Here is a 13,599-nt window from a genome sequence, read left to right on the forward strand (position 1 = left end):
CTGACGGAAGGATCAGGCCTATAGCGCCCAGCCGACGCGGACTTCCAGCCCGCCGAGCGGCGAGCGCGCGAGGGCAAGATCGCCACCCGAGGCCTCGGCCAGTTCGCGTGCGATGGCAAGGCCGAGTCCATGGCCTTCGTCGCCCGAATCGAGGCGCGCGCCGCGCAGGATCGCTTCCTCCCGCTGCGCGCCGTCGAGACCGGGTCCGTCGTCGCCGACGACCAGTATCCGCCGTCCGCCGGTAGTTTCGACCGCGACACGGACGAGGCGGCGCGCATGGCGCGCGGCGTTTTCGAGCAGGGGACCGAGCAGTTCGGCGGCATCGTCGCCCGCGAGCGGCAGCGTCGCGCTTTCGTCACAGGCCAGCGAAAACGCCACGCGCTCGCCTGCCTCGGTCTGCTCGATCACCGCGACGAGCCGCTCGATCAGCGGCAGCGCGACCGTGCTGCGCCCTTCGGGAACGAGGCTGATCCGCGTCCGCGCCAATTCGCCGCCGATTGCCGCGCGCATCGCCGCGATCGACGAATCGAGACCGTCGGCCATCGCCGTCGCACCGCTCTCGCGCACCCTTGCGCTTTGCGCGGCAAGCGCGGCAAGCGGCGTCTTGAGTCCGTGCGCAAGGTCGGCGGCGCGGCGGCGGGCACGCACCAGATCGGCTTCGCGCGCGTCGGCCAGCGCATCGATCGATTCGGTCAGCGGCGCCAGTTCGCGGGGATAGGCGCCGCCCAGGCGCGCCGAAGCATCGCGGCGCAGCCGTTCGACCTCCTGTCCGACGCGCCGCAGCGGGCGAAGGCCCAGCCCAACCTGCGCCCAGGCCGCAAGCGCGAGGACGGTCCACAGCAGCGCGAGGAACAACGCCATCTCGCGCCCGAACTCGCGCTGCGCCGGAGCCAGCTTGGCGAGGTCGTAGCCGAGCTGGACGATCACCGGCGATTCCTGCGATTGCAGACGAATCGCACGTTCCATCAACAGCAGCTGCTGACCGAAGGGGCCATCGGCGCGGCGAATCCGCCACCGATCGGCGGGTGCCGACACGGTGGTCGGCAGATGACTGTCCCACAGCGAAATCGAGCGGATCGCGCCAGCCGCGGTCGATGCCTGCCAATAGAGACCGCCGGCCGGAACCGCGAAGCGCGGATCGGCAGGCTCGGACCCCGCAACCGGCACACCGCGCGCCAATTGCAGATCGGCGAGCAGCGGCCGCACCTGAACCAGCAGTTCGTCCTCGACGCGCCGCTCGACATGGCGGTCGAACAGCCAGGTCATCGCGAACCAGGCGACGATCAGCGCCAGGGCGATCGCCACCCCCGCCCCCGCGATCAACCGAAGCCGGAGCGAGCGTCCCGTCACGCGGCGGCCGCCGGCAGGACGTAACCGAAGCCGCGCCGGGTCTGGATGGTGTCAGCGCCGAGCTTGCGCCGCAGTCGCGCGATCAGGGCCTCGATCGCGTTGGCGTTTTCGGTATCGGCGTCGCCATAGAGATGATCGGAAAGCTCGGTCGCGGGCACCGCGCGGCCGGCATGATGGGCGAGGTAGTCGAGCAGTCGATACTCAAGCGGCGAGAGCTTGACGAGCGCGCCGTCGAGTGTCGCAGTCATCCGGTGGGTATCGATCCGCAGCGGCCCCGCCTCGATCATCGGGCTCGAACGCCCGGCGGCACGGCGGATCAGCCCGCGAACGCGCGCCACCAGCTCCTCCATCGCCCACGGCTTTGCCATATAATCGTCGGCGCCCGCCTCGATCCCGGCAACCTTGTCGGTCCATTCGCCCCGCGCCGACAGGATGAGGACGGGGAAATTCCGTCCCGCCTCACGCCAGCGCCGGACCACCGACAGCCCGTCGAGCCGCGGCAGGCCGAGGTCGACGATCGCGACGTCATAATCCTCGACATCGCCGTTGAACCACGCCTGCTGGCCGTCACCGGCAAGGTCGACGACGAATCCCGCCGCGGTCATGCCGCGAACGAGTTCGGAAGCGACGACAGGATCGTCCTCGACCACCAACGCGCGCATCAATCATCCTCGATCTTGATCACCCGGCCGGTCCTGGCGTCGATTTCGACCTCGCGCACCCTGCCGCCGCCGGTCAGGATTTTCACCTCATATTTGAACCCGAAGGATTCGCGTTCCAGCTTGACCTTGAGCACGTCGCCCGGGACGCGCTCGGTCGCGATCGCCAGGACGCGGGTGATCGGCAGGATTTCGCCGCGCGCCAGCGCCGCGCTCGCCGCGCGTTGATCGGCTTTGTCGTCCTTGTCCTTGGCCAAGGTCATGCCGGGGAGGGTGAGAGCGGTCACGGCGACCGCAAGGAGAAGTGTCTTTTTCATACGCCCTTCCTGCCACAAGGCCGCTGATAGAAAGCTGACATCACCGGGCGAAGGGCTGATCGGCAAATGGCATTGATGAAATAAATTTTCCTATTTATATAGAGTCGATAAATATATTCCACAATGGAGAGGCCCGTGAAGCGCATTCTGCTGTTATCCACTGCACTGCTGGCGGCGTGCGCCGCGCCCGGGCCGGGGGCCAACACCCCGGTCGCCAGCCAGCCATCGCTGAAGCTCGAGAAGGTCGTGATGCTGATGCGGCACGGCGTCCGTCCGCCGACGAAGCCCGTCGTCGTTCCGCCGGGCTATTCGTCCGAGACATGGCCCGGCTGGCCCGTCGATTTCGGCCTGCTGACGCCGCGGGGCGCGGCGGGCGTCAGGCTTCTCGGCGAAAGCGATCGCGCCTATTTCGGCGCCCGCGGCTTATTTCCCGGCGGATGCCCCGCGCCCGGCACGATCGTCCTGAAGGCGAGTTACAAGGAGCGCACGATCGAGACGGCGCGAAGCTGGGCGGCGGGTTTCATGCCCGGCTGCGCCGCGGCGATATCCCACCCCGCCGGGTCCGGCGACGACGCGATCTTTCACGGTCTCGACAGCGGCCCGGCGTCGTTCGACGGGAATCGCGCTTATGACGCGGCCCTGGCGCAAGCGCCCGAAGGCGGCCTCGCCGCCGAGACCGAACGCCACCGCGACGAACTGACGCTGCTCGCGAAAGTGCTGAATTGCGCCGTGCCGGCCTGTCCGCTCGTCGCCGAACCCAGCCGGCTGGTTGCGCAGCCGCACGATCGCCCCAAGCTCGAGGGTCCGCTCGATATCGCATCGACCGCGAGCCAGACGCTGGTGCTCGAATATCTGGAGGGCAAGCCGATGACCGAGGTCGGCTGGGGCCGCGTGAGCCGCGCCGAGATCGAACAATTGCTGCGCTTCCACCCGCTCAAGTTCCGTTATTCGAATCGCCCCGGCTATGTCGCCGCCGCCGCCGCCGCACCGATCGTGCACGAGATCGTCACGGCGCTCGGCGACCGGCGCGCGGCGCGGCTGACATTGCTCGCCGGACACGACACCAACGTCGCCGACCTCGGAGGCTTCTTCGACTTGCACTGGCAGGTGCCGAGCTATCCCGCCGACGAAGTTCCACCCGGCAGCGCGCTGGGGTTCGAGCTGGTCAGCACGGCCGGGGGCGACCGCTATGTCCGCGCCTTCTATCGCGCGCAGACGATGGACCAGTTGAGGAACCTCGAAGCGCTGGGATCGGACGATGCCCTGTTCCGCCGCTATCTCCCCATTCCAGGGTGCGGCGATTCGGTCGAGGTGACCGCGTGCCGCTGGAACGATTTCGCCCGGATCGCCGCGCCGCGCGGATAAGGATGCCTATCCGCCAAAGCTGCGCTGGACGGTCAACCCCACATAGCGGCCGCTGCGCAGCACCCGCAGCTCGCGATAGCGCAGCGCGCCGTCGCCGCGGATACCGGCATAGATGTCGCGCGTCCGCGTCGCGGCGCTGTCGGTCAGATTCTTGCCGAACAGGCGAAGCGTCCAGCGCGCATCGGGCCGATATTCGACGAACAGATCGAGCCGCCCGGCCAGATGATCGGCCTCGATCTCCTCGACCTTGAACGCGGTTTCGGTGCGCGCGAAGGCATAACTGCCACCCCAGCGCAGCCTCCACGCCGGAATGTCATGGGCCAGAGCCACCCGCGCCTCGACCGGAAGATCGCCCGAGATGGGCCGCCGCTCGCCGGTCGCGGGATCGGTCGCCCGGCCGCGCCGCGCGACGAAGTCGGCGGTCACCACGACTCCCCTGGCGCCGAACCCGTCCAGCGGCCATTTGAGCGACGCTTCGACCGTATCGCGGCGTGCCGCGCCGATATTGCCGACCGCGTCGTAAAGGACCCCATCGACGACGACGGGAAGCTGGTCGACCAGATCGGATATCCATTCGCGGCGCGCGGCGAGTGTGAAGGACCCGGCGCCGAAGCGGCGTTCGTAGCTCAGCTCGACGCGCCACAGGCTGTCGGGCTCCAGATCGGCATTGCCGGCGCTGATCGTCCCGCTGGTCAAGGACGCGGCGCCGACGAAATCGCCGAAATCGAGCTGGCCGACCGCGCGTTCGGCCAGCAGGCGGATCGTCCGGTTCGGCGCCGGCGCCCAGACGAGCCGCGCACGCGGTTTCCAGAAGGCGAAGGATTTGACGAGGTCGATGTCGCCCGTCTGCGACAGGCGGGAGATTTCGTATCTGACGCCGAACTCCGCCATGGTCCGTGCGCCGAACGGACGGCTGGCGGTCACGAACAATTCGGCGCGGCGTTCGGCAACGCGAACGTTGGCCTGGGGCAGCGGAACCGGTTCGCCGTCCTCGACCAGCGCATTCCGGACATCGAGACTGTTGACCGCGCCCTCGGCGCCGATCTCGATCGTCGCGCCGCCCCGATGATGGCGGAGCGCGGCGCGCAGGATCGCTTCGCTGGCGTTCGAACGCTCGTCCGAGACGCTGTATTCCCACGCGGTCGATTCGCGATCGATGCCGACGGTCGTCACCGACCGATAGCTTCCGACCAGTTCGAGGTCGTCCGCCGGGCCAAGCGCACGGTCGTAGCGCAACCCTCCTTCATAAGTGCGCGCATGCTTGCGCTCGCTGCCGACGATCGCATCGGGCGCGGGGAAAATGACGGCATGGGCGATATCGGCGAATTTGCGCTTGTCCTGGACCAACCCGTTGAGGCGAAGCGTCCCGCCGAACAGCGGCTGGCGATAGGCGAGCGTCGCCTGCGCGACGTCGGCGCCCTCGGGCTGCGCATAATCGACGAGGCGCAGCGGCGTGCCATCGCTCGCAAAGCGGTTGCGGACGCCGAAACCATGTTCGTCGTCGATCTCGCGATAGACGGTAGCGAAAAGGTCGATCACCCGGCCCCGCCCGTCGAACGTCGCCTGCGCCGAAACGCGTGGCGCGCGCAGACCGTGCCGGTAGAGCGCCTGCTCTGCCTCGATCCGGCCGCCGATCGTGCCCGTCTTCACCAGGATGACGTTGGCGAGCAGCGCATGGCCCTGCATGTCGTAGCCCGCCGTCCCGGCGCGTATCAGTTCGATGCGGGCGACGCGCGACGCGGGAAGCCGCTTCAGGATCGCTTCGAGCGTGTCGGTCTTTCCGGCGGGGCGCTGTCCGTCGATCAGGACATTGCCCGCGACGCCGGAATAGCCGCGCACGTCCGCCATGCCTTCGGCGATCGTGAAGGCCGGAAGCAGCGCCACCATCTCATATGCGTTGGAGGGTTGCGTCCGGTCGAAGAAGCGCTGGTCGTAAACCGGGTTTCCCGTGTCCCCGCTGTCCTGCCCCGCCGCCGGCGCGATCGCGCAGGATCCGGCCCACAGAAACAGCGCGATGCGAATGCCATGAACCATGCGGCGCCAATCCTCCGACAGGCGGCCATTTGGCCCGCCCCCGAAGATCCATGCGCCCATCCTGCTGACATCCGCTCGTCGGCACATGTCAGTTCGGCGTCAGTTTCAGAAATCCTGGCCTCAACCGGGACCAGCCCAGGCCCGTAGCCGTGATCCGTCGGTGATGTTCGCAGGACCGGCTACATCTCGGGGAACCAACAGAAGAATCGCGCGCGTGTCTCAGCCACACCAGCATGTCATCGCCCGTCGGGACAATACCCCCTCACCGCCGATCGGCACGCCGATCACGCCGCGCACATATCGCCGGTGGAAATTCTGGTATTCTGTCGGGCAGTAGGCCACCACATTCGACTTGCCATCGATACCCAGACCAAATTGCGTGAGCTCAACAGACATGGCCGAATGCCGAACAATCAAACGCCAGAAAGAAGGCCGGTCCCGGTGCGATTCTCGCATTCGATGCGCGAATCAACCATTTTCCTTGATCCAAGGATCAAATAGTGACTTCCAGCGCGTTATAATAAAAGCGTGCCCGGGAAAGCGGGAATCCAGAGCGTACGTAGGCTAACCCCACATTGGATTCCCGCTTCGCAGGAATGACGAAGGTGGGGTATGGCCGCTTCCCACCCCGAAGCAACCCATAAGAAAAAGGCCGAGGTTTCCCCCGGCCCTTTTCCATAAATTGTGCCGTCCGGTCAGGCGCCGATTTCGGCGGTGTCGACCTTGACGCCCGGCCCCATCGACGACGACAGGGCGATCTTGCGGACATATTTGCCCTTGGCGCCCGCCGGCTTCGCCTTGACGATCGCGTCGACGAAGGCGTCGAAGTTCTGGCGAAGCTTCTCCTCGCCGAACGACAGCTTGCCCAGACCGGCATGGATGATGCCCGCCTTTTCGACGCGGAACTCGATCTGGCCGCCCTTGGCCGCCTTGACGGCTTCGGTGACATTCGGGGTGACGGTACCGAGCTTCGGGTTCGGCATCAGGCCCTTGGGACCCAGCGTCTTGCCGAGGCGGCCGACGATGCCCATCATGTCCGGCGTCGCGATGACGCGGCCATAATCGAGGTTGCCCGCGAGCATGTCTTCCATCAGGTCTTCGGCGCCCACCTTGTCGGCGCCGGCGGCCAGCGCCTTGTCGGCATTGTCGCCGCGCGCGAAGACCGCGACCTTGACGTCCTTGCCGGTGCCGGCAGGCAGCGTCACGACGCCGCGGACCATCTGGTCGGCATGGCGCGGATCGACGCCCAGGTTCATCGCGATTTCCAGCGTTTCGTCGAACTTGGCCGAAGCGAGGTCGCGCACCGCCTTGATCGCGTCATCGACGGCGTGCAGCTTCAGCGCGTCGACCTTGCCCTCGAGGGCCTTCTGCTTCTTGGTCAGCTTTGCCATCGGTTCAGCCCTCCGTCACTTCGAGGCCCAGCGAGCGGGCGCTGCCTTCGATGATCTTCGTCGCCTGTTCGATGTCGTTGGCGTTCAGATCCTTCATCTTGATCTCGGCGATCTCGGCGAGCTTCGAGCGCGCGATCTTGCCGCCGCTGATCTTGCCGGGCTCCTTCGAACCCGACTTCAGGTTCGCGGCCTTCTTGATGAGATAGGTTGCCGGGGGCGTCTTGGTGATGAACGAGAAGCTCTTGTCCGCATAAACGGTGATGATGGTCGGGGTCGGGGTACCCTTGTCCATCCCGTCGGTCGCGGCGTTGAACGCCTTGCAGAATTCCATGATGTTGACGCCGCGCTGACCGAGCGCCGGCCCTAGCGGCGGCGACGGGTTGGCGGTGCCGGCGGGCACCTGCAGCTTGATGTAGCCGCTGATCTTCTTGGCCATGACGGCCTCCTTTCTTTCTGTCGCCCTTCGACACGCTCAGGATCAGGCGGTCGATGGACTCAAAATAAGCGGTCAAGCAGAGGGCATCACCCCTCCTCCCGCGCGGACTCGCACCCTTTTTCGACGCGAAGCGGGGCGCATAGGCGGTGCGGCTCGAAAAAACAAGCCTCCCTCCCCTTCGTCATGCGAGAATAGATCAGCCCTGCGGCGCGAGGCGCAGCAGCCCCTCCTGCACCGCCGAGGCGAGCAGCGTGCCGTCGCGACGATAGATCGAGCCGCGATTGAGGCCGCGGCTGCCCCCCGACCAGTCACTGTCCATCACATAAACGAACCAGTCGTCGACGCGGATATCGTCGTGGAACCACATCGCATGATCGAGACTGGTCGAGAAGAGACCCGGCGTCGACCAGTTGAGACCGTGCGGCAGCATCGCCGACGAGAGCAAACCCATGTCCGAGGCGAAAGCAAGGAAAGCGCGGTGGATCAGCAGATCGTCGCCAATCGGCGCGGCGACGCGAAACCATTGATAATGCTGCGTCGCGCCGGCGGGGCGGTGATTTCGCAGTTCGAAAGCGCGGCGCCGCGCCATATGATCGAACGCTTCCTCCGATACGCTGGGATCGGCGGCGATGGTTTCGAGGAAATCGACGCATGCCTCGGGCGGCAGCAGATCGGGCATCGGCACCTGATGCGCGAGACCGGGCGTCGGCCGCTGGAAGGAGGCGGTGAGATTGAAGATCACCTTGCCGTCCTGCCGCACCACAACGCGTCGGTTGGCGAAGCTGCGCCCGTCGAAGTCGCGGTGGACGCGGAAATGCAGCGGTTTTGTCTCGTCGCCGCCGCGCAGGAAATAGGCATGGAGCGAGTGAACCGTCTTGCCGGCCTCGACCGTGCGCGCGGCCGCGATCATCGCCTGAGCGATCACCTGACCGCCGAAGATGCGATCGCGCGCCGTGGTCGCGAGCGCGGGAAAGACGAATTCGTCCTCGACGCCCGGAACCGGATCGAGTTCGAACAGCCGCGCGACATCGGCAACGACCGCCTCGGCCGGCACCTTGGCGTTGATCTCGCGCGCGCGGTCGATGCGAGCCTGGATCACTGTGGGAGAGAGGGAATTCATAACGACGGCCTGCCCCTTGCCCGTCGCCCCCGCGCAGGCGGGGGCCGCTGTCGGCGTAGCGAAGGCTGCCGACGGCCCCCGCCTGCGCGGGGGCGACGCTTATTTCATCCGTTCGACCTGTTCGAAGTCCAGCTCCACGGGGGTGGCGCGCCCGAAGATCGAGACCGAGACCTTGACCCGCGCCTTGTCGAAGTCGAGTTCCTCGACGACGCCGTTGAAGCTCGCGAACGGGCCCTCGAGCACCTTGACCTGGTCGCCGATCTCGTAATCGACGCGGATTTCGGTCTTGGGGCGCGCCGCGGCCTCTTCCTTGCTGTTGAGAATACGCGCGGCCTCGGCCTCGCTGATCGGCTGCGGCTTGCCCGACGATCCGAGGAAGCCCGTGACCTTGGGCGTGTTCTTGACGAGGTGATAGACGTCATCGGTCATCGTCAGCTTCGCGAGCACATAGCCGGGGAAGAATTTCCGTTCGGCCTGCACCTTCTTGCCGCGCTTGACCTCGGTCACCGTCTCGACCGGCACCTCGACCGCCTCGACGAGCTGCGAAAGCCCCATCCGCTCGGCCTCGGCGAGCACCGAATCGCGAACCTTGTTCTCGAAACCCGAATAGGCGTGAATGATGTACCAGCGCGCCATGTCCGTCCTGTCCCTATAAGCTGTTGCTGCGCCGATCAGCGCGCCAGCGACGTCAACCAGTTGACGACCGCGTTGAAAAACGTGTCGATACCCAGAAAGAAAAGCGCGAGCAGCGTCGTCATGATCAGCACCATGATCGTCGTCTGCATCGTCTCGCGACTCTTCGGCCAGACGATCTTGCCGGCCTCGGTCTTCACCTGGTTGACGAATTCGCCAATCTTCGGCCTCGCCATGTCGATCGTCCTGTCCTGTCCGTTCAAATACCGCTCGCAGATGGGTTGCCGGCCCGGCCGCGTCAAGCGCGGTTTCAGGCAATAGTCCGCCCACCCTCCCCGGCGAAGCCGGCGAAAGGCGGAAGGAAAACGGCGCATCTGTCCGAGTGAATGCGCCCTTTAGCCGCGCGTCTCCGGCTTGGCAAGCAAAGCCTGTCGGGCGCGCACCGGTGGGATCGCGGTCATTGCCATTGCGGAAATTCGGCAAGTAAAAAATCGGTTAATACATCAACGGGATATTTTCGAATAATATCGACACAATTCCCTTAATATACTATCGTTCTGCCGTGAATAGGCACGATGCGCCGGCCTCTCCCCGGGCAGTCTATTCAGGAGAATATCATGGCCGGTCCCCGCGTTCAGGACACAATAGATGCCGGCGCGAGCGATGACCGCCGGGGCGGCGATCGCCATTGCACCGTCTATCGGCTCGCCCGCATCGAACGCGAGGGCGACGCGGGCCTGTGGCGCGTCCGCAACATCTCCGATCACGGCATGATGCTGGCGACGACGGTCGCGGTCGACCCCGGCGAGCGGCTGCAGATCGCATTGTCGGAACAGACCCGGCTGACCGGCAAGGTGGTATGGACGCGCGAAGGACGCTGCGGCGTGGAGTTCGACGAAGCCGTCGACGCGGTCGACATCCTCCGCCGGCTGGCGGCCGAGCGTCAGTCGGGCGACTATCGACCGCCGCGCCTGTCGGTCCACGGCCCCGCGATCGCGGTGATGAACAAGGTCGAATATCCGGTCGAGATCGAGAATCTGTCGCAGAACGGCGCGGGTGTGCTTCACAAGGGCGAGTTGGAAGCCGGCGCGCCGCTGGAACTGGTGCTGGGCGGCGACGTCCGGCGCAGCGGCGTCGTGCGCTGGTCGCGCGATGGTCGCGCCGGCATCTGGTTCGCCCCGCCGCTCGAACCCGCCGACCTCGAAAGCATCCGCCGCTTCGCGTCCTGAGTGAAGCGACACCGATGGTCGGAACGGACCATGGGTCCAGACGCGCCGACGCCGCGGCCCCGCCTATAGCCCTCTAAACCAGCATCGAAGCAGCCGTTCTCCGGATCGCGCCAGAGGTCGAACATTCCCGAATCTCGGCGTTTCATTAGGCAATCATCGGCAAATCATCAGTTCCTCATCCTGTCGGCAGGGCGACGACGGCGCGATCCTGCAGTGGTCGATGCGATCCCGCTTCGACGACATGGGAAGGATTTTCGATGATCAGAACCGCTATCGCGGTTGCCGCACTCGTCGGCATGACCGCTTCAACCGCCACGTCAGCGCAAACAACCGCCGACGAGGCCCCTACCGCGCACGTCCGTTATACGGATCTCGATCTGTCGCAGCCCGACGACATGAAGCTGTTGCATCATCGAGTGGCGATGGCCGTGAATACCGTCTGTCCTATACCGGTGGCCGGCAGCATGGACGACATAATGGCGAACATGCGTTGCCGAACTCGCGCAATCAAGGGCGCCGACCAGCAAATTGCCGCACTTGTCGCGAGGCGAACCTATGCTCAAGCGGACACGAAGGGCCTGAGCATCCAACCGTGATGGCCGCGGCGGGGCCGTCGGCGGATGGCCATCCGTAACCATCAGAGCAAAGTGGACGGCCATTGACTAGCATCACGCCTAGTGGAGCGGCAGGAATCGGGCGTATTCCTGCCGCGGATCAGCAACCAATCCACACCGACGGCCTTCGACCACGCCGTTCCGGCGGGCGGCCGCGCGCCCGAAACCTCAGCGGCAGTTGTTCCTCAGCCCGTGGGACCGCCGAACAGCAATGGAACGTCTCGGTCTGGTGGATGTGCCGCATCCTGAGAAGAGTCATGCATTTGCGCCGGCCGATTGCGCCGCGTCCATCGCGCCAATGCAGCAACTAGCGTCGAAAGGGTCTGACCGGGGAGGATGAGGCTCGAGGATCAGATGAAGGAGTGGCGATTTTGGGCTGACGACACGACAATCACATCGATTCCCGGTCGCCGCGCGGCTATGGTAAGGCGGTGCCAACGGGAGATCGCCGCATGGCGACGATTCGTATCGATCTTGGTCTGGCCGCGCCGGTTCGGCTGGGCCGGCTCGCGCTCAATCCTGCGCTACGCGAAATCCGCCGCGACGACGGTGCCGAAGAGATTATCGAGCCGCGCGTGATGCAGGTGCTGCTCGCGCTGGCGGAAGCGCGAAGCGAGATCGTTCGCCGCGAAGATCTGACCGAACGCTGCTGGGAAGGGCGCATCGTCGGAGAAGACGCAATCAATCGCGTGCTTTCCCGCCTGCGCCGCGTCGCGGAAGGAATCGGCGAAGATTCGTTCCGGATCGAGACGATCACCAAAGTCGGCTACCGGCTCGTCGAGCTGGACGATCGTGCCGGCGGGGTCCCCGGCTCATCCTCTTCAAATTCGCCACCTCCTCCGGCAGGGCCGCTACAAGGCGAATCTCCGGGTGCTTCGCGCCACGCCAGGCATTTGGCCACGGCCACAGTGCTTTTCTTTATGATCGGCATCGGAGGCTGGTGGTTCCTCCGGCCAACCCCCGCTCACAGCATGATGGTTCGACTAGCCGGATTCCGGCCTTTGTCAGCAGGCCTGCCCCCAACCCTGCGCGAGGCTGTCGACGCTGAGATCACTGCGGCGTTCAACGCCGATGGCGTTATCGGCGTTTCCACTGCATCCGCTCCGCCGCCCGGTCAGGCGCCGGCCTATGCTCTTGGCGGAACGATCTATCGTGTGGGCAACTCCGTCCGCGTCATTACGCGATTCACCAACGAGCGCACCGGCGCGATTCTATGGTCAGACAGAATCGATTATGCCGCCGATCAGGCCTCGAAAGTTCCCCACAAAATCGCCGTCGACGCGGGTATCGTTATTCGCTGCGGATTGTTCGGAGTCTCGACCCATCACAAATCGCTGCCCGACGCCGTTCTCGCCAACTACTTGCAATATTGCCAGGAATATTGGGCTTACGGCGGAAGCAAAACCCTTCGATTCGCGCAGTTGGTCGTTGCAGCGGCTCCCGATTTTTCCTGGGGATGGTCTGCCGTTGGGAACGGGTTCATGCAGGTCGCGCAGGTAGAACCCGATAGTCGGCGCGCTGAAAAACTGCGCGCGGCGGGGCGACGGGCCGAGGACAGGGCACTGGCCCTCGACCGCGCTAACAGCGAGGCTTTGGGCCACAAGGCTTTTCTGATCGATCCGCACGATTGGATCGGCCAGGAGAGGCTGTTCAAAAGCGCCATTGCGGCCAAGCCGCTCGATTGCGGCTGCGAGCATTATGGTTACGGCTGGAAGTTGGTAAGCATGGGTCGTCTTGATGACGCAGTCCAACAATTTCTTGCCGCCACGGACATGCTCGCCCTTTGGTCGGACTCCCAGCTTGCTTTGGCTGGCGCGCTGATCGCAACGGGCCGGGCCGAAGAGGCGAAGCCGCACTTCGCCGCGGCGATAGATATCAGTAAAGATGCGAATTTTGACAAATGGGTCGCCGTTACCCAGGGCACCGAAACTGGCGATTACGCGGCTGCCATCTCCGCGCTTCGCAGCCCGGAATTTCAAATTCCCGAAGAGCCACGCGCCGGCCTGTTGTCGGGATATCAGGCCCTCGCATCGGGAAACGCCCAGGCGAAGACAAAGGCTATCCGAACGCTGATCGCGCTGCCCAGCGACAAGCAGAGCGAGACGGTCGCAACGATGCTGGCCGCGCTGGGCGCAAACCGGGAGGCGTTGGAGGTTGCGCGCGAAAGGCCGTGGCTGTTCTGGCGTCGGAGCATGCGCGGCGTGCTGAGCGAACCGGACTTTCCAACTGTCGCGAACCAGCTCGGTCTCATGACTTATTGGAAAACCACGCGAATCAAGCCCGATATCTGTTCCACCAAAAGCCCGCCGCCCTTCTGCGGGATGATATAGCCGCGGTCGATCGATCTGGGGCCAGAACCCTAGGCGACGTTTACATTCACGCGGCACATTTGATGGCTGCGACGAGATTGAGGAAGCCAGCGTAGTTTCTGGCGAGCTTGTCGTACCGGGT

Annotated in this window: 14 protein-coding genes; 4 read left to right on the forward strand and 10 right to left on the reverse strand. The window is 65.1% G+C overall.

Annotated features, from left to right (window positions below; genetic code table 11):
- Positions 1-18 precede the first annotated feature (18 nt).
- The 3 genes from FHR21_RS21190 to FHR21_RS14825 are packed head-to-tail and all read right to left on the reverse strand — an operon-like array spanning position 19 to position 2,326.
- Positions 19-1,305, reverse strand: a complete 1,287-nt coding sequence (locus FHR21_RS21190; RefSeq protein ID WP_221235195.1) for an ATP-binding protein — start codon at positions 1,303-1,305, stop codon at positions 19-21.
- Between the two features lie 41 nt (positions 1,306-1,346).
- Complete coding sequence (locus FHR21_RS14820) at positions 1,347-2,012, reverse strand: response regulator transcription factor (RefSeq protein WP_067106828.1); 666 nt, start codon at positions 2,010-2,012, stop codon at positions 1,347-1,349.
- Positions 2,012-2,326, reverse strand: a complete 315-nt coding sequence (locus tag FHR21_RS14825) for a PepSY domain-containing protein (RefSeq protein ID WP_184099698.1) — start codon at positions 2,324-2,326, stop codon at positions 2,012-2,014. Before FHR21_RS14825 ends, FHR21_RS14820 begins: the two co-directional genes overlap by 1 nt.
- 135 nt (positions 2,327-2,461) lie before the next feature.
- Here FHR21_RS14825 and FHR21_RS14830 point away from each other — a divergent pair, with 135 nt between their 5' ends.
- On the forward strand, positions 2,462-3,691 hold the full coding sequence (locus FHR21_RS14830; RefSeq protein ID WP_184099700.1) for a histidine-type phosphatase: 1,230 nt from the start codon (positions 2,462-2,464) through the stop codon (positions 3,689-3,691).
- Positions 3,692-3,697: 6 nt separating this feature from the next.
- On the opposite strand, the gene FHR21_RS14835 is transcribed toward FHR21_RS14830, so the two are convergent.
- The 7 genes from FHR21_RS14835 to secE all read right to left on the reverse strand — a co-directional run bounded on the left by FHR21_RS14835 (position 3,698) and on the right by secE (position 9,541).
- Entirely contained in the window at positions 3,698-5,725 is a 2,028-nt protein-coding gene (locus tag FHR21_RS14835; protein WP_184099702.1) for a TonB-dependent receptor plug domain-containing protein, read from the reverse strand.
- Positions 5,726-5,944: 219 nt separating this feature from the next.
- Positions 5,945-6,121, reverse strand: a complete 177-nt coding sequence (locus FHR21_RS14840; RefSeq protein ID WP_176141591.1) for a hypothetical protein — start codon at positions 6,119-6,121, stop codon at positions 5,945-5,947.
- Between the two features lie 299 nt (positions 6,122-6,420).
- Positions 6,421-7,116 (reverse strand): 50S ribosomal protein L1, encoded by a 696-nt coding sequence (gene rplA / locus FHR21_RS14845; protein ID WP_184099704.1) that lies wholly within the window; start codon positions 7,114-7,116, stop codon positions 6,421-6,423.
- A 4-nt stretch (positions 7,117-7,120) separates the two neighbouring features.
- Complete coding sequence (gene rplK / locus FHR21_RS14850) at positions 7,121-7,552, reverse strand: 50S ribosomal protein L11 (RefSeq protein WP_184099706.1); 432 nt, start codon at positions 7,550-7,552, stop codon at positions 7,121-7,123.
- 196 nt (positions 7,553-7,748) lie between these two features.
- Complete coding sequence (locus FHR21_RS14855) at positions 7,749-8,651, reverse strand: acyl-CoA thioesterase (RefSeq protein ID WP_338113170.1); 903 nt, start codon at positions 8,649-8,651, stop codon at positions 7,749-7,751.
- 120 nt (positions 8,652-8,771) lie between these two features.
- Positions 8,772-9,308 carry a transcription termination/antitermination protein NusG gene (nusG, locus tag FHR21_RS14860; protein ID WP_184099710.1) on the reverse strand — a complete coding sequence of 179 codons (537 nt, stop codon included), beginning with the start codon at positions 9,306-9,308 and terminating at the stop codon, positions 8,772-8,774.
- Positions 9,309-9,343: 35 nt separating this feature from the next.
- The gene (gene secE, locus FHR21_RS14865; protein ID WP_184099712.1) at positions 9,344-9,541 is read right to left on the reverse strand and encodes a preprotein translocase subunit SecE; all 198 of its coding nucleotides are present in this window, start codon (positions 9,539-9,541) and stop codon (positions 9,344-9,346) included.
- A 381-nt stretch (positions 9,542-9,922) separates the two neighbouring features.
- Here secE and FHR21_RS14870 point away from each other — a divergent pair, with 381 nt between their 5' ends.
- The 3 genes from FHR21_RS14870 (at position 9,923) to FHR21_RS14880 (ending at position 13,478) form a co-directional block, all read left to right on the forward strand.
- Positions 9,923-10,534 (forward strand): PilZ domain-containing protein, encoded by a 612-nt coding sequence (locus FHR21_RS14870; RefSeq protein WP_184099714.1) that lies wholly within the window; start codon positions 9,923-9,925, stop codon positions 10,532-10,534.
- A gap of 257 nt (positions 10,535-10,791) precedes the next feature.
- Entirely contained in the window at positions 10,792-11,130 is a 339-nt protein-coding gene (locus FHR21_RS14875) for a UrcA family protein (RefSeq protein ID WP_184099716.1), read from the forward strand.
- 470 nt (positions 11,131-11,600) lie between these two features.
- Positions 11,601-13,478 carry a winged helix-turn-helix domain-containing protein gene (locus FHR21_RS14880; protein ID WP_184099718.1) on the forward strand — a complete coding sequence of 626 codons (1,878 nt, stop codon included), beginning with the start codon at positions 11,601-11,603 and terminating at the stop codon, positions 13,476-13,478.
- Positions 13,479-13,599 lie beyond the last annotated feature (121 nt).

The organism is Sphingopyxis panaciterrulae (genome assembly GCF_014199295.1).
Taxonomy (GTDB): Bacteria; Pseudomonadota; Alphaproteobacteria; order Sphingomonadales; family Sphingomonadaceae; genus Sphingopyxis; species Sphingopyxis panaciterrulae.